17 protein-coding genes and 1 tRNA gene are annotated in these 21,310 nt (G+C 61.3%); 6 read left to right on the top strand and 12 right to left on the bottom strand.

What is annotated here, in order from left to right; genetic code table 11:
- Positions 1 to 16: 16 nt before the first annotated feature.
- From HMPREF3130_RS07690 to HMPREF3130_RS07670, 5 genes are all read left to right on the top strand, one after another.
- Positions 17 to 1,351, top strand: a complete 1,335-nt coding sequence (locus tag HMPREF3130_RS07690) for a DEAD/DEAH box helicase (RefSeq protein ID WP_222865444.1) — start codon at positions 17 to 19, stop codon at positions 1,349 to 1,351.
- Between the two features lie 3 nt (positions 1,352 to 1,354).
- Positions 1,355 to 2,740, top strand: coding sequence for a hemolysin family protein (locus HMPREF3130_RS07685; protein WP_016422831.1), 1,386 nt, complete (start codon positions 1,355 to 1,357; stop codon positions 2,738 to 2,740).
- Positions 2,737 to 3,951 (top strand): hemolysin family protein, encoded by a 1,215-nt coding sequence (locus tag HMPREF3130_RS07680; RefSeq protein WP_069359513.1) that lies wholly within the window; start codon positions 2,737 to 2,739, stop codon positions 3,949 to 3,951. The genes HMPREF3130_RS07685 and HMPREF3130_RS07680 overlap by 4 nt, the downstream gene beginning before the upstream one ends.
- Positions 3,948 to 4,865, top strand: coding sequence for a 3-methyladenine DNA glycosylase (locus HMPREF3130_RS07675; RefSeq protein ID WP_069359512.1), 918 nt, complete (start codon positions 3,948 to 3,950; stop codon positions 4,863 to 4,865). The genes HMPREF3130_RS07680 and HMPREF3130_RS07675 overlap by 4 nt, the downstream gene beginning before the upstream one ends.
- Positions 4,866 to 4,962: 97 nt before the next feature.
- Entirely contained in the window at positions 4,963 to 6,561 is a 1,599-nt protein-coding gene (locus HMPREF3130_RS07670) for a vWA domain-containing protein (protein WP_069359511.1), read from the top strand.
- A 145-nt stretch (positions 6,562 to 6,706) separates the two neighbouring features.
- Here HMPREF3130_RS07670 and HMPREF3130_RS07665 read toward each other — a convergent pair whose 3' ends face one another.
- From HMPREF3130_RS07665 to secA2, 5 genes are all read right to left on the bottom strand, one after another.
- The gene (locus tag HMPREF3130_RS07665) at positions 6,707 to 7,210 is read right to left on the bottom strand and encodes a MerR family transcriptional regulator (RefSeq protein WP_172620271.1); all 504 of its coding nucleotides are present in this window, start codon (positions 7,208 to 7,210) and stop codon (positions 6,707 to 6,709) included.
- A gap of 388 nt (positions 7,211 to 7,598) precedes the next feature.
- A complete protein-coding gene (locus tag HMPREF3130_RS07660) occupies positions 7,599 to 8,198 on the bottom strand; it encodes a bifunctional nuclease family protein (protein WP_048734014.1) in 600 nt (199 codons plus the stop codon).
- Positions 8,199 to 8,243: 45 nt separating this feature from the next.
- Complete coding sequence (locus tag HMPREF3130_RS07655; RefSeq protein WP_016422836.1) at positions 8,244 to 9,002, bottom strand: transcriptional regulator FtsR; 759 nt, start codon at positions 9,000 to 9,002, stop codon at positions 8,244 to 8,246.
- A gap of 70 nt (positions 9,003 to 9,072) precedes the next feature.
- Positions 9,073 to 9,498 (bottom strand): oxoglutarate dehydrogenase inhibitor Odhl, encoded by a 426-nt coding sequence (gene odhI / locus HMPREF3130_RS07650; protein WP_070429690.1) that lies wholly within the window; start codon positions 9,496 to 9,498, stop codon positions 9,073 to 9,075.
- 238 nt (positions 9,499 to 9,736) lie between these two features.
- Entirely contained in the window at positions 9,737 to 12,016 is a 2,280-nt protein-coding gene (gene secA2 / locus HMPREF3130_RS07645) for an accessory Sec system translocase SecA2 (RefSeq protein ID WP_070429689.1), read from the bottom strand.
- Between the two features lie 189 nt (positions 12,017 to 12,205).
- Here secA2 and rraA point away from each other — a divergent pair, with 189 nt between their 5' ends.
- Positions 12,206 to 12,679: a ribonuclease E activity regulator RraA gene (gene rraA, locus HMPREF3130_RS07640; RefSeq protein ID WP_016422839.1), complete on the top strand. Its 474-nt coding sequence runs from the start codon at positions 12,206 to 12,208 to the stop codon at positions 12,677 to 12,679.
- 98 nt (positions 12,680 to 12,777) lie between these two features.
- Here rraA and HMPREF3130_RS07635 read toward each other — a convergent pair.
- The 7 genes from HMPREF3130_RS07635 to HMPREF3130_RS07605 form a co-directional block, all read right to left on the bottom strand.
- A tRNA-Pro gene (locus tag HMPREF3130_RS07635) sits at positions 12,778 to 12,851 on the bottom strand.
- Between the two features lie 86 nt (positions 12,852 to 12,937).
- The gene (locus HMPREF3130_RS07630) at positions 12,938 to 13,945 is read right to left on the bottom strand and encodes a PASTA domain-containing protein (protein WP_070429688.1); all 1,008 of its coding nucleotides are present in this window, start codon (positions 13,943 to 13,945) and stop codon (positions 12,938 to 12,940) included.
- Between the two features lie 123 nt (positions 13,946 to 14,068).
- Entirely contained in the window at positions 14,069 to 16,369 is a 2,301-nt protein-coding gene (der, locus tag HMPREF3130_RS07625; protein WP_070429723.1) for a bifunctional cytidylate kinase/GTPase Der, read from the bottom strand.
- A gap of 51 nt (positions 16,370 to 16,420) precedes the next feature.
- Positions 16,421 to 17,272 carry a pseudouridine synthase gene (locus HMPREF3130_RS07620; RefSeq protein ID WP_042389329.1) on the bottom strand — a complete coding sequence of 284 codons (852 nt, stop codon included), beginning with the start codon at positions 17,270 to 17,272 and terminating at the stop codon, positions 16,421 to 16,423.
- 341 nt (positions 17,273 to 17,613) lie between these two features.
- On the bottom strand, positions 17,614 to 18,303 hold the full coding sequence (gene bioD, locus HMPREF3130_RS07615) for a dethiobiotin synthase (RefSeq protein ID WP_070429687.1): 690 nt from the start codon (positions 18,301 to 18,303) through the stop codon (positions 17,614 to 17,616).
- A gap of 26 nt (positions 18,304 to 18,329) precedes the next feature.
- Complete coding sequence (locus HMPREF3130_RS07610; RefSeq protein WP_246815131.1) at positions 18,330 to 19,700, bottom strand: adenosylmethionine--8-amino-7-oxononanoate transaminase; 1,371 nt, start codon at positions 19,698 to 19,700, stop codon at positions 18,330 to 18,332.
- A gap of 193 nt (positions 19,701 to 19,893) precedes the next feature.
- A complete protein-coding gene (locus tag HMPREF3130_RS07605) occupies positions 19,894 to 21,054 on the bottom strand; it encodes a PDDEXK family nuclease (protein ID WP_168157918.1) in 1,161 nt (386 codons plus the stop codon).
- Between the last annotated feature and the right edge of the window lie 256 nt (positions 21,055 to 21,310).

The following is a 21,310-nucleotide window of genomic DNA, read 5'->3' as shown; positions in this document are numbered from 1 at the left end:
CGGTATTCTAACAAGCATGCCCCCTCCTGCTGAGTCCAGTGATTTCAGACAGTTGGGCACGCCGGAAGCGATTGTGAGTATTCTGCGTGCCCAGCACATAACTTCGCCTACTGCCGTGCAGGTGGCGACTTTGCCAGATGCTTTCGCTGGCAAGGACGTTCTTGCGCAGGCCCCTACAGGCTCGGGCAAAACGCTCGCATTCGGCATTCCGCTGGTCGCGTTACTCAATAACGCCTCTCCAGCGCTTCCCGGTTACCCGCGCGCGCTAATTATTTCGCCAACGCGCGAACTCGCAGATCAGATTGCTGATGTCCTGGCTGACATCGGTGCCGCTGCAGGTCTGCGTGTCTTGAGCTTGGTCGGCGGTGATTCCGTGGCCAAGCAGCAGACTCTGCTCGCGGCACCAGTCGATATCGCTGTGGTCACACCGGGTCGCGCACACGATTTGCGCCGCCGCAGCCTCCTCAGCCTTGAGCAGGTTCTCGCCGTTGTTGTAGACGAAGCGGACATGCTCGCTGACATGGGCTTTCTGCCCGATGTTCTGGGCCTGGTCCGTGCGTGCCCGAAGTCGGCACAGCGCATGGTCTTTTCCGCCACGATTAACGACGACGCCGCGGGGCTTATCCGCGATCGTCGCGCAAGTAGCACTGAAGTTGCGAAGCACAAGGTCACTGCCTCCCGGTTGACCATGCGCAATATGCGGCATCTGTTACTTCGGGTGGAGGACAACAACGAAGCCGACGAAGTGGTCGCCTGGATTGCCTCCCGCAAGGATCAGTGCGTCATCTTCGCCAACTCTAAGGCGCGTGTCGTGCAGCTGGCTAAGTTTCTACAGTTCTATGACATCAAGTTAGGTTTCCTCCACGGCGATCGTGGCCAGGCAACTCGTCGCGCGGTCCTCAAGGCCTTTTCCGAGGGTGAAATCAATGTCCTCGTCACCACGGATGTGGCCGCTCGTGGCATTGATATCGATGCTCTTGACTTGGTTGTGCACGCGGATCCGCCAAGGGATTCCGCGACGTACATTCACCGCTCGGGTCGAACGGCTCGTGCAGGTGCTTCCGGCACGGTAGCGATGATTGTGCGTGACCGCCAGGTTGATCAGGCCCGTGAGCTGCTGGCAGGGGCCGGCGTTAAAGCTGAAGAGCTGCGTGCAGCTCCGGGGCTGCCGCGATTTGTCAAGGAACTGGGCGCACGGCGTCCGCGCCGGGCTCGTCAAGATCAGAGCCAATCGGCAGGCAGTGTTAGTGGTGCCGGTTACCGCGGGCGCGGCGGTCCGTCGGCAAGCGGAAAGAATCGTGCTGGCGGTCGCGTTCACCGCCCCAAGCGAGGGAAAAAGAAGAAGAGATAATCAGTGGATATTGTTCTCAATATTGTCGCGGTTGTCGGCTTTATCGCGCTAACCGCTGGCACCGGCCTCTTTGTGGCGTTTGAATTCGCGCTGACGGGACTGGAGCGATCTACGATTGACGCCGACCGCGCCCGTTCAGCGGATGCACCTGCTGAGGCCGTTCACAAGGCGCATAATCGACTGTCCTTCCACCTCTCCGGTGCACAGCTGGGCATTACGTTGACCACGCTGGCAACTGGTTTCCTCGCGGAACCGGTGCTGGCGCAGTACTTCACGCCGATGTTGCATTGGATGGGGCTCAGCGAGTCTGCAGCGGGACCGACCGCACTGATTCTTGCGCTCATTGTGGCCACGATGTTGTCGATGGTCTATGGCGAGTTGGTGCCAAAGAATGTCGCCATTACAGAGCCGTTGGCAGTAGCGCGAGTTACGGCTCGTCCGGTGATGGCGTTTAACTGGGTGTTCCACTACTTCATCCATTCGCTGAATGCCACGGCGAACTGGCTGGTGCGCAAGCTCGGTATTGAACCGGCGGATGAGTTGGCTTCAGCGCGTTCCCCGCAGGAGCTGGAAGCACTGGTACGTAATTCTGCGGAGCAGGGGGCATTGGATGAGTCGAAGGCCGCTGTACTCGAGTCGTCGTTACGCTTTGGCGAAACGACGGCGGAGGACCTAATGACGCCGCGGTCGACGATTACCTCCCTCGATGTCGATGACACGGCGCTGGATCTGCTGGCTGTCGCTATCGAATCGGGGCATTCCCGCTTCCCCATTACTGACGGGGACCTCGATGCCACTGTCGGTGTTGTCCACGTCAAGGACGCATTTGCGGTGCCTGCGGCGAAGCGCTCAACCACCACCATGCGGGAGATTGCACGGCCTGTGCCGACGCTGCCGCAGTCGCTGGACGGCGATGCCGTACTGGAGGCCGTGCGTTCGGCCGGCTCGCAGATTGCGCTGGTCGCCGATGAGTACGGCGGCATCGCCGGCATTGTCACCATCGAGGATGTCGTCGAGGAAATTCTTGGCGAGGTCTGGGATGAGTACGACGACAAGGAGTCCGAGCAGGAAGTCAAACGCGCGATCGAAGGCTGGAACTGCTCTGGCCTTGTGCGTACCGACGAGCTGCCGACCAAGGTCGGATACTTCGCCCCAGAAGGTAGCTTCGAAACGCTCGGTGGATTGATTATGTTTGCGCTCGGTCGCATCCCGGAGGTCGGTGACGTCGTCCTGCTGCCAGAGACCGAACGCGATTTCATGGACGAGTTCGAATCGGGTATCGCCGGACGCTGGTACGCCCGCATTCTGGCGATGGATGACCGCCGCGTGGACCGTGCAATTTTGATTCCTGTGACCAACGAACGCGCTAAGGAGATGTTCAACCTATGAGTGACTGGTTTGGAATCCTCCTGACTTTCTTCTTGTTGTTGGTCAACGCGTTTTTCGTGGGCGCGGAGTTCTCACTTATTGCTGCGCGCCGTGACCGTTTGGAAGCGCTGCTGGCTCAGGGAAAGAAGCGCGCACGCACAGTTATCAATGCTTCTGAGCACCTGTCGATGATGCTCGCCGCCGCACAGCTGGGCATCACCATTGCCTCGCTACTGCTGGGTAAGGTCTCTGAGCCGGCGCTGGCACATCTGCTGGAAGCTCCCTTCCAGGCGATGGGTATTCCGGAGTCGCTGCTGCACCCGCTGAGCTTTGCCATCGCATTGATGCTGGTGTCAGTGCTGCACATCATGCTCGGTGAGATGGTGCCGAAGAATATCGCGCTGGCAGGACCGGAAACGATGGCCATGCTGCTTATTCCTGTTCACATGGTCTTCTACCGCTTGACCAAGCCGCTGTTGCTGCTGTTTAACTGGATGGCTCGCCATACGCTTAAGCTGTTCGGCATTGAGCAGCGCGATGAGCTCGACACCACTGTCGATTCCACTGAGTTGGCATCGATGATTGCGGAGTCTCGTCAAGAGGGGCTCCTTGACAGCGAGGAGCACGTCCGCCTTCGTCGCACACTGGCTTCGGCCACGCGCACCATTGAGGAGGTACTGATTCCGCACGAGCAAATTCGGCGCCTCCCCACCGCACCGACTGTGGGCGACCTAGAGACGGCGGTCACCGAAACTGGATTCTCCCGGTTCCCCGTCGCTGCAGCCAACAATGAACCCAACGAGTACCGCGGCTATGTTCACGTGAAAGATGTCCTCGACCGCGTCATGGATCCTGCCTCCGGCCCAGAGACAGCCATCCCCGATGACGAGATTCGCCCGATGATTGAGATTCCGATCGATGCCACGCTGGATGAGGGATTGCGCATCATGCGCCGCTACAGCGCCCACATGGCAGTGGCTGTACGCGCTCGCATGCCAAAGCCGCACCTGCGCGCAAACGCCCCGGCAAGCATCGCTCCGAAGACTGGTGCTTTCTCCGGCGCGGAGCAGATCGGCATCGTGGCTCTGGAGGACCTCATCGAGGAGCAGGTCGGTGTCGTGCGCGACTGGACCCACGAGGTCTCCCCGCGTCGCAGCGGTGCGCCAAAGCAGCACTCGACCGTGAACCAGCCCCGGACCCGACCGGGCAGCACGCAGGGGCGCCAGCCGTGACGCCTACGCCCGATTCGTCTTTCGATTGGCGTGAAGCCAAAGCAAGGCATATCGCCCGCGTCGATGTCCTGACCCGCGACCGCCTGTCCCGTCGCAGTCGCGGCCAGCGCCACCCGGTCTGGGACTTCATCTTCGAGTACTACCCCGTTAAACCCGGCCAACTCCGCCGCTGGTCACCGGGCATCGGCGTAGATCTTCCCGGTGCGACGGCCAAAGACATCAGTCACCTGAAGTTCTTTACCCTCGACACGGACGACACTACCGATAGCCCTGCCCGCAAGGAGCCCACCGATACCGCCTCTGGGACGGCGCGCATGGATGTTTCGGCGTACGTCGATAAGCGAGGTACGACGGTGGCGTACATCGGCAATCTGTTGCGTTCGACGCGCGCGAATCCGGCGCACTTTGACTGCTTTGGCCTGCATGAATGGGCGATGGTGTATCGCCAGCCCGAGCATCGTCACCCGGAGCCCCTGCGGCTGGGTCAGGCAGGCACGGACGAGGTCGTCGAGGCCCACACGGTTCGATGTACGCACTTCGACGCCTTCCGTTTCTTCACGCCCGACGCCGTGCCGCTCAACGAGTTTGCCCCGACGCGCGAGACACAGCCGCACTGTGAGCAGATGGGGTGTCTGCACGCCAACATGGACTTGTATAAATGGGCGACCAAGCTCGGCGAGGCGGTCCCCGGCGACCTGTGGCTGGATACTTTCGAGCTCGCGTGCAGTGCCCGTGAGTTGGATATGCGCGCCGCTCCCTACGATCTGCGGGATTGGGGTTTTGCGCCCATTCGCATCGAAACGCCCGAAGGCAAGGCCGAGTACGTCCGCCGCCAGCGTGAGCTCAGCGCGCGTGCCGATGTTCTGCGCGGCCGTCTTCTCGAAGTGGTAGATGTCGCCTTGTCCACGCAGTAAAGTTGGCAGGAGTTACGTGCGCGTTTGTGCTTTACGACGAGGTCTGCTGCGAGTCGACAGTGCCGAGCACACTCAGCATAGAAAGGGCTAGAACGACATGGGACGACACGCCTCGGGAGAGAACAACTATCGAGTGGCTAAGGGGCCTTTTATTGCCGTCTTGGTGGTAATTGTTCTGGTGGCTGCGGTTTTTGCCTGGGTTAATCTGCGCAAGAGCAACGATTCGTCGATTGATGCTGACCGTGCACGGTGTACGAAGGGTGACCTGACGCTGGTGGTGACCGCTGATCCTGCTGCGGTGGGCTCGGCACAGAAGCTTGTGCAGGACTATGGCGAGTCGAATCCCGTGGTGAGGGACTTCTGTGTGCGGCCACAGATTACGGTGGCGGGCTCGCAGGAGGTTGTGAACGCCCTGACTGAGGCTGGCGGTGCTGAAGCTGGTGAGGGAGCTCCGGAGGACCCCGCTGCGGATGAAGCTGGTACCGGAATTATGACTCCGGGCGTCTGGATTCCCGCCGATATCTCTTTCGTGGACCAGGCGAAGAACTCGGACAAGGTCAAGGTCAACAACCCCAAGACGTGGTTGCCGCCGATTGCCAGCGGCGTGGCCTTCACAACCAATCGTGCTGACCAGCTGAACAACGCCACTTGGGAAGAGCTTGCGGGATTGCGCGTGGCCGCCCCCGGTGGCTCCGATGCGGCACTGTCTGCGGTGATCAGTGCTCGACTTGGCGGTGGCCCGGATGTCGCTCGCGAACGCGCGGGCTTGGGTGAGGTCTACACCTCCAATACTCTGCTGACCATGCTCAGCCAGAACGTCGCTGATTTCGACGGCGTGGCCGCGACCCAGCCCATGCTGCAGATGGCCGGCGAGGGGCTGAAGCTGGTCTCCCCTGCGGATGCACCCCAGTTGCACGCGCCAGTTGTCACCTTTGGCTCCGGCGGCAAGATTGACGAGAACACGGCTCGCGCGGCCGAGGACTTCCGGAACTTCGCAGCAGATCATGGCGCCGACGGCGAAGCTGCTGAGAGCACTTTCAGCCCTGAAGTAGCGGAGAACTTTGGAGTGCTCTCGCAGATTCAGACGGATTCTTTTGCGCTGCCGCCAGCACTGGAGCAGCCGGACGCGCAACAGCCCGCAACTGCGGTGGGTTCGGCACTCCTGCTCGCTGACACCTCCGAGGGCGTCGATGTCGGGGCGCTGTCTGCGGCACTGACCGGCGCTATCGATGCGGCGCCTGGCGGCCGTTACGGCCTGTGGACATTCGCACCCGAGGTGAACCGCCTCGCGGAACTTCCCGCGCCCGATGACGAGGCCAACAACGGCGCGGACGCCGTAAAGGGTTCGCTGGCCGAACTTCCGGCCGGTGGTGAGGCACAGTTCTGGCCAGCGCTTATCGATGCCTACCAGGCCGCCCGCGACACCTACTCCCCGGACAAGCCCAACCGTCTCGTCGTGCTCACTTCGGGTCGCGATGCCTCGGGCGCCGATGCCGCCGAGTCCGTCGAGAGGATCAAGGAACTCATTAGCCCAGACCGCCCGGTAACGATTGAGGTCATCGTGCTTCCCGACGGCGACAGCTCCAGCCCCGAGCTGCAGGAAGTGGCAAATATGACCACTGGCTCTCTGCGCATTGCGGCCGACTACGGCGATGGCCTGGCCTCTCAGTTGGCTGCGGCTATCGGTACGGAGTAAGTAGCAAAAAACCGCCTCCATCTGGTCCAACCTCGGGAGAGGAAAAACGGAACCAGTTGTGGAAGGCGGTTTTTGTTTAGCTTGTTTCGGCTATTTGAGCGGCGTCCATAGCAGCGACGCCGCTATTCAGCCATACAGTTGGCTGTTAGGAGATGCGACGGCGACGACGCTCAGCCAGCTCGTCGATGCCAGTACCTGGGTTCTCCTGAGTACCGTCGATACGCTCGGACGGGAAGGAGGCGATGGTGCCAGTCAGTTCCTTCATAATGCCCGGGACAGCAATGCCGAACACTCCCTGGCCACCGTTGAGCAGGTCGATGACCTCTTCATTGGAGCGACACTGGTAGACGGTGCGACCATCGGAAACCAGCGTGATGGTAGCCAGGTCATCGACGCCGAGGTCGCGCAGGCGGTCGACAGCCAGACGGATGTTCTGCAGGGAAATACCGGTGTCCAGCAGTCCGCGGACAATCTTCAAAACGAGGATGTCGCGGAAGGAGTACAGACGCTGGGTACCCGAGCCCTTGGCGGTACGGATAGAAGGCTCCACCAGCTTGGTGCGTGCCCAGTAGTCCAGCTGGCGGTAAGAAATGCCCGCTACCTGACATGCGATGGGAACGCGGTAGCCAACCTGCTCGTCCGGTCCCATGTCGAACAGGGATTCCTGAACCGCGCGTGGCTCTTGCGAGTCCGACGCACGGAGCTCATTGTCGCCAAAGAGCGAACCGCTGTTGTCGTCGACCATATAAATTCTCCCGAGGTAGTTTCACTGCCGTTATTTATCTTTCGCCAAGGTTAATCGGCTGTCAATACATCACAGGACGACACGCCGAATCTCTAAACCTAAAGTTAAGGTTTAGAGTTTGGAGTCATAGTTTCCCCAGCTCAAGCACAACCCGGGAGAAAAACCGCAGGACGGGATGAAACCATAACTTACGAAAAGTTACCCCTTTTATGGGGTCATTCAGCGACACGCCGGAGGAAATAAGCGTCACAACTACCCCAAAAGTAGCCAGTTGTTCACTCCAGTCACACGTTTAACGGTCGCCATCGGAAGCTGAATCGGCGCCACCGTCGGCTTCACCATCAGACTTCTTGTCCTCCGCATCACCATGCGGCTCGGCGAAGTAGTCAGCATCAATGCTGTCGAGGAATTCCGCAAACTCCGACACCGATGCCTCGACGGAGTCGGTCTCCGACTCGTCGGCAAGCGAACCGCCATTGGTTGCGACGAGACGCGCCGCTACCGACGTGGCGTCGAGCACATCACGCGCGACATACAGCGGAACCTCAAGCTCGCTAGCGATAAGGATGAGGTCGGAGGGCCGCATATCAATCTCTGCGCCACCTTCGAGCACCAGGCTGGCGATGAAAACGCCCTCATGCACGCCCGTAATCTGGCCGCGCAGGGCGCTCTGCCCCACCATGTCCAGCGTATCGACGAAGACCTCATGCATGCCCGGGCGACGCTGCGTAGCGCCGGTCTCACGGGCGGAGTACTCCGTCGCCGTCGCCAAATCAATCCAAATCGGGATAATCCGATTGGTCTCTTCGGCATGCAGGAGCAGCACTGGATCGTCCTCAGGAGGATGCGCCATCCAGTCTAGAAACTTGACTTCTACGAGTTTTTCGTCCATAACAGCGATAATTGTAGCGAGCCGCTATTTACGCGGGACTACCGACTACTTCCCCAGGTCCTTGTTGACCTGGCGCTTGACCAAAGTGCCGTGCAGCGTGACCATCAGCGCAGTCATCTCACGGCCCATCTCCACAGCCTTCTGCTTGCCGCTAGCCGCACGCGACTTACTCAGCGGACTAGCAGCGAGCGACACCAAATCTGCCTCACGGGCCGCAGCGGTACGCACAGTTTTGAGGTGGCGGGCATCCAGACCAAACTCAGCCAGCTTGACCGCCGTCTCAGTGATGAGCAGGTCATCGCCATCGAACATGTTCAGCGTGTCCGGAGTAATCAGGCCGACTCGAACCAGTTCAGTGATGAACTTCTCGCTAGCGCCGGTGCGCTCTGCCAGCTCCGCCTGCGTCAGCGAGACCACTGCGGCTTCGCGGAACTGATCCGCCGTCACCAGTGGAGTGACCGATGCCAGCCCGTCGCCGCCAGCGTTGCCCGCATCAATTTCGTCGAGCTGCTCTTTAATAACCTTCAGCGGCAAGTAGTTATCGCGCTGAACGGTGAGAATGTAGCGCAGGCGGTCAATGTCCGCCTGGCTGTAGCGACGATAACCCGAGGAGCTACGCGACGGGCACAGCAGCCCCTCCGACTCGAGAAAACGAATTTTGGACAGCGTTACATCAGGGAACTCAACCTTGACTTCCTTCAGCACAGCACCGATGGTCTTCTTCTTGCCCACCGAGCGTGCTTGCTTCGCAGTGCTTTCCGACGAAGTCGGCTGCGAAACTGCTGATTTGCGTACTGCTGCCACTGGTCTTTTCCGAGCCTTTACAAAAATAAGGGGTTAATGCCGACAGGCGTCGACATTAACCGATGTCGAACTAGTTACCGATCAGGAAGACGAGGCGGAACTTACCGACCTGAACCTCGTCACCATTAGCCAGAACCGCGGAGTCCTTCGGCTCGCGGTTAACGTAGGTACCGTTCAGCGATCCCACGTCGACGACCTCGTAGGAGTCACCGTTCTTGCGGAACTCTGCGTGACGACGGGAAACAGTCACATCATCGAGGAAGATGTCGCTGTCCGGGTGACGACCAGCGGTGGTGACTGCCTGATCGAGCAGGAAACGCGAACCTGCGTTTGGCCCCCGCTTGACAACCAAGAGTGCCGAGCCCGCCGGAAGTCCTTCAACACCGGAGACCGTGGAGTCCGTGTTAGAGCCGGACTCCATTTCCTTCAGCAAATCTGCACGGAAGACCGAGGTGGTCTCGACCGATGCCTCTGGCTGGCCGCTATTGCTAGTCATATCTTTCCCTCCGGGATAACCTTGGGCGATTTACTCGTTACTTTTTAGATAATAGCGCCCCAACCGCTTTCGTGTTGTTATCTAATCCCAACCATGTTGTGACGCAGCTCACCAGCAGGGTATGTACAACATGATTGATATGCGTAAATACCGACATCTGAGAGCTTTCTCTGTGGGTGTACCTAGGCCGGTCACCTGAGAAATATTTTCAAATTGTTACCAAACCTGTGGTTACGGCTTACCTAAACATCGCTGCAATTGAGCCGACGACCGAGCCGCCACCATTGCTCAATGGGTTGTCGTTGACCATGTACGTCCACGTCGAGCTCGGGCGAGCAAGACCCGTGTCCTCTAGATGTGCGCCTTCGCTGTCGATTTCGACCTCTTGGAAGGTCTGCACCGACTCGGTAACGGCATTGTTCACCAGGCTCTTAAAGGCGCCGATGGCGGCGCGGTGGAACTCATCAATGGGGCTTTCCTTAGCCAGCGCGCGCAGGTGAATCGACTCCCGCAGGTCATCCAGATCCGCCAGGTGGTCTGACCATCCGCGATCCAGGTGGCTCAGCATGATTTCCCGGGCAGCATCCTCGGCGACATCGCGCCCGACTACGGATTCGACTTCCTTGGCCCGCGCCGATGCCAACTTGGACAGTTCTTCCCAGGCTGCATTAGTAGTCAGCAGTTTCTCCCGGCGCTCATCCAGAATCTCGCGCTGGTCACCGATGAGCTTGTTGTACTTCCACGTCGTCGCATGAATCGACAGCATGGTCGCCTCTGTCACTCGCTGTGCGCGGTCGATGAACTGGTATGCCCTCTTATCCCGGACACGGCCATCATCCTCGGGCAGCACGCTCAGCGTCTCGCCAGCAGCGCCCTCGGAAATCACCGGATCATCCAGGGAGACAAAGAACACCGACGAGCCCGGATCGCCTTGGCGCCCGGCGCGGCCACGCAGCTGATTGTCCAGTCGGTCAGTGCGGTGCTTGCCCAGGCCAATAACGCATAGTCCACCGCGTTCGACCACCGCATCTCGGTTGGATTCATCTGCCCCACCGAGGCGGATGTCGGTTCCTCGTCCGGCCATCTGGGTGGACACCGTCACGCGGCCAATATCGCCAGCATTGGCGATGACCTGGGCCTCCAGCTCGTCATTTTTCGCGTTCAGCACCGAGGATTCGATACCACGCAGAACCAGTGCATCGGCCAGGCGTTCCGATTCCGCCACGTCACGGGTGCCTACGAGTATTGGTCGACCAGTGCCGTTGAGTTCCACGACCTCGTCGACAAGCGCGGCGAACGCGTCGTCGGTGGTGGCGTAGATGCGGTCGGGCTCGTCGTCACGAATGCATGGGACGTTGGGTTCGATGACGGAGACGTGAAGTCCGTAGAACTCGCGGAACTGGTCGCCCGCGGAGGTGGCGGTGCCGGTCATGCCGCAGGTGATGTCGTAGCGGCCGACGAGCTGCTGGATGGTCATGGAGTCGAGGATTCGGCCGCCCTCCGAGACCTGCAGCCCCTCCTTGGCCTCTACCGCTGCTTGCAGACCGTCCGGCCAGCGCTGCAGTTCCGCCACGCGTCCCTTCGAGGCGTCGATGAGCTGTACCTTGCCGTCGCGCACGATGTAGTCGACATCGCGCTGCAGCAACTCGTGGGCGTGCAGTGCAACGTTGACCTGAACCAGGGTGGTGCCGACATGTTCGGCGTCGTACAGCGAACCGATGCCAAGCAGGCGTTCGACGCGTGCGGCGCCGGTGTCGGTGAGGAAGACGTTGCGACGACCTTCGTCGACGGTGTAGTCGTCGCCGAGCTGCAGGCGGCGCACCACGTCGGTGATCTGTCCGGTCGGTGCTGTGCCCGGCTCATTGCCGGCAAGCACGAGCGGGACCAGCGCTTCATCGACCAACACGGAGTCGGCTTCGTCGATGATCACGACATCAGCGGGCGACTGCACGCGGTCTTCGATGGCCGGCGCGCAGCGGTCGCGCAGAACGTCGAAGCCGAGTTCGTTGACGGCGGCGTAGACGATGTCTGCCGCATATGCTTTACGACGCTCCCCCGGTCCCTCCTGCGGCGAAATAGCCGCCACCGAGAGGCCTAGGAACCCGAACAGAGGTTGCATCCACTGCGCGTCGCGGCCTGCGAGGTAGTCGTTGACGGTCACGGAATGCACGCGGTGGCCACGCAGCGCGAACCCTGCTGCAGCCAGGGCGCCGGAGAGGGTCTTGCCCTCACCAGTGGCCATCTGGACGACGTCTCCCTCCATGAGCGCCAGTGCGCCTTGCAGCTGCACATCGAAGGGGCGCATGGACAGGGTGCGCTGGGAGACTTCGCGGAGCGCGGCTAAAAGCTCCGGTGCGTCGGTGGCGTGTTGGCGGGTGAAGTCGGCGAGGTCGACGTCGGAAAGCGCCTGTACCTGCGACTCGAGCTCAGCGGCGCGTGCCACCAGCCCTACGCTGCGTTTTTGGTTGCGCCCCTGCTTGCCGCTAAGAGCCTTCCAAAACCAATTAAACCCAGCCATCTTCTACCCTTCCTGCGCGCGTGTGGTTGTCGGCGCGTTCTGACTCACCAGAGTAATCAATCTGGGCCGGCCTTCGGAGTGTCAATCGCCGCCAGCGAATTTGCACCATATGTCTTTAGTCACATCTTGAGTTTGAAACAATGGGTTTAACACTTGATGCGAGAATTTTCGGAAGGACTTGAATCCCCTATGGCAATCGAATTCATCCCCACCGCTGACCTGGTTGACGAGATCGGCCCGGACGTGCGTTCCTGCGATACCCAGATGCGTAACCTCGGCGGTCGCGTGGAGTTCTGCGGCAAGATCTCCACGGTCAAGTGTTTCCAGGACAACGCGCTGCTGAAGAAGGTCCTCTCCGAACCGTCGGAGGGTGGCGTGCTTGTCATCGACGGTGACGCTTCTGTGCACACGGCGCTGGTCGGTGACGTTATTGCGGGGCTCGGCAAGGACAATGGCTGGGCTGGTGTGGTCGTCAACGGCGCGATTCGCGACTCCAAGCTGATTGGCGAGATGGACTTCGGCTGCAAGGCGCTTGGCACCAACCCGCGCAAGTCCACCAAGACCGGCGAGGGCGAGCGCGACGTCGTTGTCTCCTTCGGCGGCATCGACTTCGTTCCGGGCGAGACGCTCTACGCTGACTCCGACGGTATTGTCGTGCGCTAGTAGCATCGCGCGCTAGACGGCAAACAAAAGCCGTAAGCAATAGCCGTAAACAAAGCCGCCGCCTCCCGGAATCTTCCAGAAGACGGCGGCTATTTTTGTCGGGCTGACCGGATTTGAACCGACGACCCCCTCACCCCCAGTGAGGTGCGCTACCAAACTGCGCTACAGCCCGTGTGCACGAAAGTGCAACGAGCTATAGGTTACATCATTGGAGTTTGAAGGCGAAAATCGCCCCTGGCACCTTCCCTGCCTGCGGCGTTACTGCAGGTAGATGGTCACAGGCGTGGATGTCTCCGCCATCTGTCCCTCCGGCGGATCAATCGAGGCGACCTTGCCCATAATCGCGGCCAACGAGTTGGTCGGATTGCCCTCGGCGTCGACGACAGTCACATTCTGGTAGCCGTTGGTACGCAATTCCACCTCGACCGATGCCGGGCTCTTGCCCACCACGCCCTGCGGGATGGTGCCCCAACCGCTGCTGCGCTCACCGGGGCCAGGGATAGCTGGCGGCGACTCGCGAAGTTGGTCGAGCTCCTGCTCAAGGCGCTCACGGGTGTCGTTAATCGTGCCCGACGGGTCCAAACGATCGGTTGGGCTTGTCGTGGTTTCTTCCGGCGAGGTTGTCGTCGGCGTCGGGCTTGACGACGTCTCCTGCGTCGGCTCCGCCGTATTGTCGTTTTTGTCCTCGGTTCCGGAAGTAAAGGACAAGACCAGGGCTACCAGCGCGACTACGGCCACCATGGCGGCGATGGCCACAATGGCGACAGGCTTGCCCCAGCCCTTCTTGGAGTCATCATTGCCACTGTTGCCACGGTTATTACCGCGGTTGTTGCCGTTATTCATGTCGCCGTAACCGCCTGCGCCGCCTGCGGAGTACTGCTGGGTTGCACCTGCCTGCTGGCCCGCCTGACCATAGCCGCGTTCTTCTTCAGAAAGCGGGGCCCAGTACTGGCCGCTACCCTGTGCGCCACTGCCTTGTGCACCGGCGGCACCAGCACCTGCACCGGCTCCGGCACCTCGCGAGTTCTCAAAACGTGTTTCATCGCCACGCTGCAGGAATTGTGTCTCAGAGGAGTCGCCACCGAAGTATTCGGTCGGCTGCTCGCCCGCGAAGTCGGCATCTGGGTTGTATCCGCGGTATCCCTCGTCCCGCGGAATGTAGCGAGTCGCGGAGTCATCGCCGTATGCGCTTGAGGAATCGCGTCCGTAGCTGTTGTCTCGGCCATCGTGCTGAGAGCCGTCACGGTTGTTGCCGCGCCTGACCATTGTCAGTTCTCCTTATCGCTAATTTACTGAAACTCTAAAATGCCAACGAAAAGCCCAAAATGCAATCGCCTAAATCACATTTTGGGCTTTTCTCAGCTCGCCACGCGCAACTGGCGGAGCTTCCTAGCGGCGCTTCTTCTTCTCGCGGACACGCACCGCGATGCGCACCGGCGAGCCCTCAAAACCGAATTCTTCACGCAGCTTGCGCTCCAAGAAGCGACGGTAGCCGTGCTCCAGGAACCCGGTGGTGAACAGCACAATTACCGGCGGGCGCGAGGATGCCTGGGTGGCAAACAGCACGCGCGGCTGGCGGCCACCACGCAGCGGTGGCGGGTTCTGCTGCATGATCGCACGCAACCAAGTGTTCAGGCGACCAGTGGAGATACGCTTATCCCACGACTCCACGGCCTCCAGCATGGCCGGCTCCAGCTTCTGCACAGCGCGACCAGTCTTGGCGGAGATGTTCACCCGACGAGCCCACGGCACGTGTGCCAGCTGCTCTTCAATTTCGCGCTCGAGCAGATCGCGACGGTCCTCATCCATGAGGTCCCACTTGTTGTAGGCGACCACAAGTGCGCGACCGGAGTCGAGAATCATGCGCAGCACACGCTGGTCCTGCTCGGTAATCTGCTCGGAGGCATCGACCAAAAAGATCACGACCTCGGCGTTGTCAATCGTCGAACGAGTACGCAGCGAGGCGTAGAACTCGTGGCCCTTGGCGGTCTTGGTCTTCTTGCGAATACCAGCGGTATCGACGAAGCGCCACAGCGCCTCGTCCATCTGCACCAGCGAGTCCACCGGGTCAACCGTGGTACCAGCCACGTCGCTGACCACTGCGCGATCTTCACCGGAGAGCTTGTTCAGCAGCGAAGACTTGCCCACATTCGGCTTACCCACCAGCGCCACGCGGCGCGGCCCGGTCGGCAGCGACTTCGCACGCGGCACCTCCGGGAAGGAGGACACCACTTCGTCCATTACGTCGGCATTGCCACGACCGTGAAGGGCCGAGGTTGGGTGCGGCTCGCCGAGCCCGAGGGCCCAGAACTCCGCGACGTCGCCAAGCTGCGAATCCGACTCAAACTTGTTGGCGGCGAGAATAACCGGCTGCTCCGCGCGCTGCAGGCGGCGGGCCATGACCTCTTCCGTGGCGGTGATGCCGACGGTGGTGTCGACGACCATGACAATCACATCGGCGGTCTCCATGGCGGTCTCCGCCTGACGAGCAATCGCCGCATGCATACCCTTGGCATCCGGATCCCAGCCGCCGGTGTCCTGCACCCAGAAGCGACGTCCGCCCCATTCACCCAGGTAGGAGATGCGGTCACGGGTCACGCCCGGGAAGTCTTCGACAACTGCTTCACGACGGCCAATGAACCTGTTAACCATGGTGGACTTACCAACATTCGGTCGTCCCACAATGGCCACGGTCGGAAGAGCTTCTTCCTCCTCGTCGCTGACGCCAAGCGCTGCGAAGGCGTTTTCCAGTTCTTCCCAGTCGGCATCGTCGTCGATCTGACCGGTTTCGGCGCGCTCGATGGCTTCGGAGATGATCGTCTCGTGGTCAGCGATCGTGCGGTCGATGAACTCATCTGCGCTGGTGTGGCTACCTGCGGTGCCCGGCGCGTTTTCGCTCCCCACGTTTGCGACCAGGTGTCCGGCAGTGTCGTCCTCGGAGTCGTCGTAAGAGCCCTCGAACTCCTCGTTGTCGACATCGTCCCAGTCCATGGTGGACCCCGGGTAACCGGCCTCAACGACATCGAGGACGTTTTCCACGACCTCTTCGATGTCCATCTCGGAGGTGTCCAGAATGAACGCGTCCTCGGCTGGCTTCAGCGGAGAGGTCGCACGGTTGCTGTCGAGTTCGTCGCGGCGGATGACGCCGGCAAGCACGGTGTCGAAGTCAGCCTCACGACCAGCAGCGATGTCCTGGTCGTAGCGGCGGCGAGCGCGGACCTCTGCGGACGCGGTCATGAAAATCTTCGCCGGAACGTCCGGGAGCACGACCGTGCCGATGTCGCGGCCTTCCACCACACAGCGCACAGCCGATGCGGCCAGCGAACGCTGGAGTGCGACCAGGTTGGTGCGCACGGCCGGAATCGCGGAGACCGCCGACACATTGCGGGTGACCTCCGGGCCGCGAATCTCGCCGGAAACATCCTCGCCGTCGAGGAGGACGGCGGTGGAGTTCGGGTCATCGGAGACTTCCAGCGGCAGGGCGGCCGTCGCCTTAGCCACGGCTTCCTCATCAGTCGGGTCGATGCCCTGTCGCAGCACCCACAGGGTTGCCACGCGGTACATAGCGCCGGTGTCCAGGTACTTTGCACCCAGCTCGGTTGCGACCATCCGGGAGACAGTCGACTTGCCAGTGCCGGAAGGGCCGTCGATGGCAACCAACAGCATGTCGTCAGTGTTCTGCTCGCTCATGTGGGCTCCTTCAGCTCCTTGGTTTTCTTCGTTCTTCTTCACTAGTGCCATTTACAGCCCCACCGCGTTGTAGAGGGAGGTCAGCTCAGCCCGGTTGAGTGCGCGGAGAGCGCCCGGGGTCTGCTCGCCCAGCTGGACAGTGTGAATCTTAGTGCGCACCAGGCGCTCGACCGGGAAGCCCGCAGTCTTGAGCATCCGGCGGACGATGTGCTTGCGACCCTCGTGCAGCTCGATGCGGACGATAGAGCGTCCCTGCCAAACGTCGATGATCTGCGCCATATCGGCCTTGGCGATGCCGTCATCGAGCTCAATGCCCTTTTCCAGCTCGCGCATGACCTTGGCATCGACCTCGCCGACAACGGTGGCCATGTAGGTCTTGGTGACCTCGTAGCTCGGGTGCATCAGACGGTTGGCCAGCTCACCATCGTTGGTGAGCAGCAGCAGGCCCTCGGTGGGCGCATCCAGGCGGCCAACGTGGAAGAGTCGCTGACCAGCGCTGATCTTCTCACCGATGATGTCGCCCACGCACGGGCGGCCCATGTCATCGTGCATGGTCGACTGCACACCACGCGGCTTGTTCAGGACGAAGTACTGCATGTCCTCATTGACGATGACGCGGGAACCATCAACGCGAATCACAGACGTGTTCGGGTCCACCCGTACGCCCTGTCGCGTCACAATCTTGCCGTCGACCTCGACGCGGCCTTCGTCGATAAGCTTTTCCGCCATACGACGCGACGCCACGCCTGCCTGTGCCAATACCTTCTGCAGGCGCACGCCCTCGCCTGCTTCGCTGTGCACGCGCTTGCCCGAGCCGCGGCGGTCGGAGTCCACGTGCTGGTGGCGCGCCGGGCGAGCGTTGGATACGTAGATGTCCTTCGCGTGGACGTTGGAGGTCTCCACCTTCGCGCCGCTGTCGCGACGGCTGCGGTTGCGCTGGGCGTTAGTGGAGCCGCGGTTGGATTGATTCTTACGGTTCTTGTGTGCCGGTGTGCCTTCTCGGCGAGCGGGTTTAGCCACTTGACCTACATCCTTTTCAAGCGTTGGAGAATGTTCTGTTTGTTAGAACGTCAGCGCCAGGCGACGCTGTTCTCTCCCCCGTGGGCCCAAAATGGCCGGTGGAAGCAGGTTAATAAAGAGAATTACAGAGAAAGCCTCGCGCCTTGTCGTCTAGCCACCTTAGCACGTTTCTAGTAAAGCGCCAGCTTAACGACGTCCCGCGCGGCCTCCACCTACAACGTCTTTTACAGCGCTGCGGCCCACTCTCGCACGCCCGGCAGCCACTGCGTAGCTTTCGCCACAAACTCCTGCCGGTCCAGCGCGCCAGCTCCCGCCTGCACCGACCCCAGCAGCGGCACCCCGGTGATGCGCGGCAGTTCCTCCAGGTTCGTCTCAATGATCGGGTCGACCTCCGCCGGCAACGAACCGCCCACCAGCGCCGTGACATTGACTCCACGGCCCCGCGCCACCTCGACGGTGAGCTCCGCCTCGTTCAGGCAACCCAGGTCCAACCGCGTCACGACCACCATCTGACTACCCGGCAACAACGCCGCCAGCTCCGGCAGCGCCCAGTCCTCGCCGAGCCGCACCAGCAAGCCGCCCGCGCCCTCCACGAGGACAACGCGGTTCGGCCCGTCGATAAGCTTGATCTTTTCAGCGATCTCCGTGGCGTTCGGCAGGCGCATTCCCGCGCGCTGCGCCGCCGCCACCGGCGCCATCGGCTCGGGGTAACGCACGAAGCCATGCAGGTTGTCGATCCCCGTCAGCTCCGCGACAGTGTCCAAATCACCGCCATTTGGGCCCGGAAAACCGGTCTGAATTGGCTTGACGACGTGCACCTCCTTACCCTCCTCGCGAAGTGCCGCCGCCAGTGCTGCCGTGCCGATGGTCTTTCCAATATCGGTACCGGTGCCTGTGACAAGGACGATGCTCATGGTGGTTGGTGCTCCTTTTGGTTGCGCTACTTGCGTTCTTCCTCGGCGGCGACGATGGCGGCGATGGCCTCGCAGATACGGTCGACCTCGTCATTGGTGCTGATGTACGGCGGCATGGTGTACACCAATTTGCCGAATGGCCGCAGCCACACCCCGGCATCGACAGCCGCTGCCGTGGCCAAGCCCATGTCCACCGGGCGCTGCATCTCCACGACCCCGATTGCGCCAAGAACCCGCACATCGGCCACGGCATCGCTGCTGGCTAAGGGCTGGAGCTGGTTGCGAAGTCGGGATTCGATGCGCGGGACATCCTCACGCCACTGCCCTTCTGCAATCAGGTCGAGCTGCGCGCAGGCCACGGCACAGGCCAACGGGTTGCCCATGAAGGTCGGGCCGTGCATGATGCCTCCGCCTGCGCCACTGGAAATGGTGCGAGCCACGTCGGCGGTGGTGAGGGTGGCTGCGAAGCTCATAAAGCCGCCGGTCAGCGCCTTGCCGACACACATAATATCCGGCACAATCCCGGCCGCCTGCGTCGTGAACAGGTCACCGGCCCGGCCGAAGCCGGTGGCGATCTCATCCGCGATGAGCAGAATCCCGTGCTTGTCACACAGCTTCCGGAGCCCCACAAGCAGCTCGTGGTCATGGAACCGCATGCCACCAGCGCCTTGGACCACCGGTTCAATAATGATGCCGGCGACGGAGTCGTCGATAAGCGAATCGAAGTGCGCGAGATAGCGTGCGCGCTCCTCCTCGGTTGTGCCGCGGGCGGGTGGTTTGTCGGCGAAGACCTGCGGAGTCCACTGCCCCGTCCACAGCGAATGCATGCCGCCCTCGGGGTCGCAGACGGTCATGGGCGCGCGAGTGTCGCCGTGATAGCCGCCGCGCCAAGTGGCCAGGCGGGTGCGCTCGGGATGGCCTTTGGCCTGCTGGTACTGCAGCGCCATTTTAATCGCCACCTCGACAGAGACCGAACCCGAGTCGGAGTAGAAAATGGCATCGAAGCCGGGGCCTGCGAGCTTTAGGAGCTTCTCCGCCAGTTCGATGGCCGGACGGTGTGTGAGTCCGCCGAACATGACATGCGACATCGTGGTGGCCTGCTTCTTCGCGGCTGCGATCAGCTTCGGGTGCGAGTGGCCGTGGCAAGCGGCCCACCAGCTGCTCATGCCGTCGATGAGGGTGCGGCCGTCGGCGAGGTGGAGGTTGACGCCCTCGGCGGACTCGACCAGCTCGGGCGCGACCGGCGACGGGATGGGGCCGTATGGGTGCCAGATGTGGTCGGCGTCGAATTGGGCGAGGTCGGCGATGGTTGGCGGGGTGTGTGGTTGGGCGGGTGGTTGGGAGTGCTGCGGGGTGTGCGACTGGGAGTGCGGCTGGGCGGTTTCCGAGGCTGTCATGATACTCAGCATAATACCTGTACAGCGCCAGACTTGAACGCCGTTCGGGGTTGGTGGTGGAGCTTCTCGCAAGGATTACAGACAGTCTCAGTGACTTTACGACACCCATGTCACCTCGTGGCAGCTGTGGAGGTGGCATGAGGTGACACTCGTGTCGTGAAGTGAGGTTGGGGTGGCCCGATGAGCCAGCCAGCTAGTACAGCCGCCCCGCCTGGCTCCACACTCGTCGGCGACGCATGGCCAACTCGGCCGCCTTACCTGTGATTGTGATGGGCTGCCGCGCGAAGGCGTAGTTTCCGCGATAGCAACTGCCACCATTTGCCAGGTGACGTCGGATTTCTGCGGCCGCTTGCCGCAAGGTGGCTACGGCGGTGCCGTCGAAAAGCTGTGACCAGACGATTCGGATAACATTCAGTCCGAGATTCTTCAGGCGCTTCTCGCGCTCCAGCTCCTTTGCGATTGCCACCTGCGTGTCCGCGACCCCGCCGTCGGTGTATTTCATACGGCCATCGAACTCGACGATCAGCCCAAGTTCGGGCAGGTAGAAGTCCACGCGTGCGATGAAGCCACGATCATCCCGAAAGGAAACCTGCTGAAGCAACGGAGCCCGAGAATCGTCGACAGCAGCTAGCCCCGCCTGGACAATTGCTTCTTTAGTGAGCGATTCCCCAATGCTTTCCGACGACGCTGTCGCTTGCCCCAACAATCTCCTGGCCTGTGCATTTCCCGGAGCACGCGGATATGCAGCCAACGTAGCCGACAGTTCCTCGGTGTCGGTGTGGCGCTGGAGGGCGGCGTCGGCAAGCACTAGTGCATTGTGCGGGGTGCGGGAACGGCAGACGTCGATGACGGACTTTGGGACATCGGTGACGAGGCGGCCATCGATTTCTACGATGTCCTCGGGGAGAATCCGGCCGGAGACGCGGATGAGGCGTTTGTGCGGCTGGTACGGGCCATTCGGCGTGCTTCGCGATTGCCCGCGCGTGCGGCCGGAGTTGGCTATCGCGATGGGAGTGTTGTGTGTGAGCAGAGGTAAACCGTGGAGAGCAGCGGCGGCATCGCGGGTGACTACGGTGGCGGTGTCGCGATGGACGAGCGCTTTGATTTCCAGGACGTAGCGTTCGGTGCTGTTTAGGGTGAGCCACCTGTCGACAGGCACGTACGCGCCGTGTGCGAGCCACAGGAGGCTGCCGCTTTTGGCCCGCCGGAGGAGATCTCGGTCGGAGTGCTGGCCGATTCGGGAGATTGCGAATGTGCTGGGGCGGGCGCATTCGCGCTGCTGGCCGGTACGGATGATGTCGTCGGCGTCGTAGTTCCACTGCGGCATCGGATTGCGCTCCTGAGGTCCAGGCAACTGCTGGTGGGTGGGTGGCGGGGTGTGAGTGTTTGTGGGTTTGTGTGTTTGTGAGTGTTTGCGAGTGTTGGTGAGTGCTACGTTCTCATTTTTGGGCTCACACGGAGGCTCAGAAGGCGTCAATTTGGCGTCGACTGTGGATAGTTTGCAGTTTTCGGGAGTTATCCACAATGCGTGTGGTGGGTGTGGTGTGCGGTGTGGGTGTGGTGGGTGCAAAGGCTCGCAGTGAGCTGTAGCGAGCAGCATACCCAGCCCG

Source organism: Corynebacterium sp. HMSC14B06, from assembly GCF_001807075.1.
Classification (GTDB): Bacteria; Actinomycetota; Actinomycetes; order Mycobacteriales; family Mycobacteriaceae; genus Corynebacterium; species Corynebacterium jeikeium_D.
This window is presented reverse-complemented; position numbering and strand designations above follow the sequence as displayed.

Excerpts from the sequence above, each read along its gene's own strand:
- HMPREF3130_RS07690 (WP_222865444.1), top strand. The coding sequence starts at position 17 with ATGCCCCCTCCTGCTGAGTCCAGTGATTTCAGACAGTTGGGCACGCCG.
- HMPREF3130_RS07680 (WP_069359513.1), top strand. The coding sequence starts at position 2,737 with ATGAGTGACTGGTTTGGAATCCTCCTGACTTTCTTCTTGTTGTTGGTC.
- HMPREF3130_RS07670 (WP_069359511.1), top strand. The coding sequence starts at position 4,963 with ATGGGACGACACGCCTCGGGAGAGAACAACTATCGAGTGGCTAAGGGG.
- HMPREF3130_RS07665 (WP_172620271.1), bottom strand. The coding sequence starts at position 7,210 with ATGGGACCGGACGAGCAGGTTGGCTACCGCGTTCCCATCGCATGTCAG.
- HMPREF3130_RS07660 (WP_048734014.1), bottom strand. The coding sequence starts at position 8,198 with ATGGACGAAAAACTCGTAGAAGTCAAGTTTCTAGACTGGATGGCGCAT.
- odhI (WP_070429690.1), bottom strand. The coding sequence starts at position 9,498 with ATGACTAGCAATAGCGGCCAGCCAGAGGCATCGGTCGAGACCACCTCG.
- secA2 (WP_070429689.1), bottom strand. The coding sequence starts at position 12,016 with ATGGCTGGGTTTAATTGGTTTTGGAAGGCTCTTAGCGGCAAGCAGGGG.
- rraA (WP_016422839.1), top strand. The coding sequence starts at position 12,206 with ATGGCAATCGAATTCATCCCCACCGCTGACCTGGTTGACGAGATCGGC.
- HMPREF3130_RS07630 (WP_070429688.1), bottom strand. The coding sequence starts at position 13,945 with ATGGTCAGGCGCGGCAACAACCGTGACGGCTCTCAGCACGATGGCCGA.
- der (WP_070429723.1), bottom strand. The coding sequence starts at position 16,369 with ATGAGCGAGCAGAACACTGACGACATGCTGTTGGTTGCCATCGACGGC.
- bioD (WP_070429687.1), bottom strand. The coding sequence starts at position 18,303 with ATGAGCATCGTCCTTGTCACAGGCACCGGTACCGATATTGGAAAGACC.
- HMPREF3130_RS07610 (WP_246815131.1), bottom strand. The coding sequence starts at position 19,700 with ATGACAGCCTCGGAAACCGCCCAGCCGCACTCCCAGTCGCACACCCCG.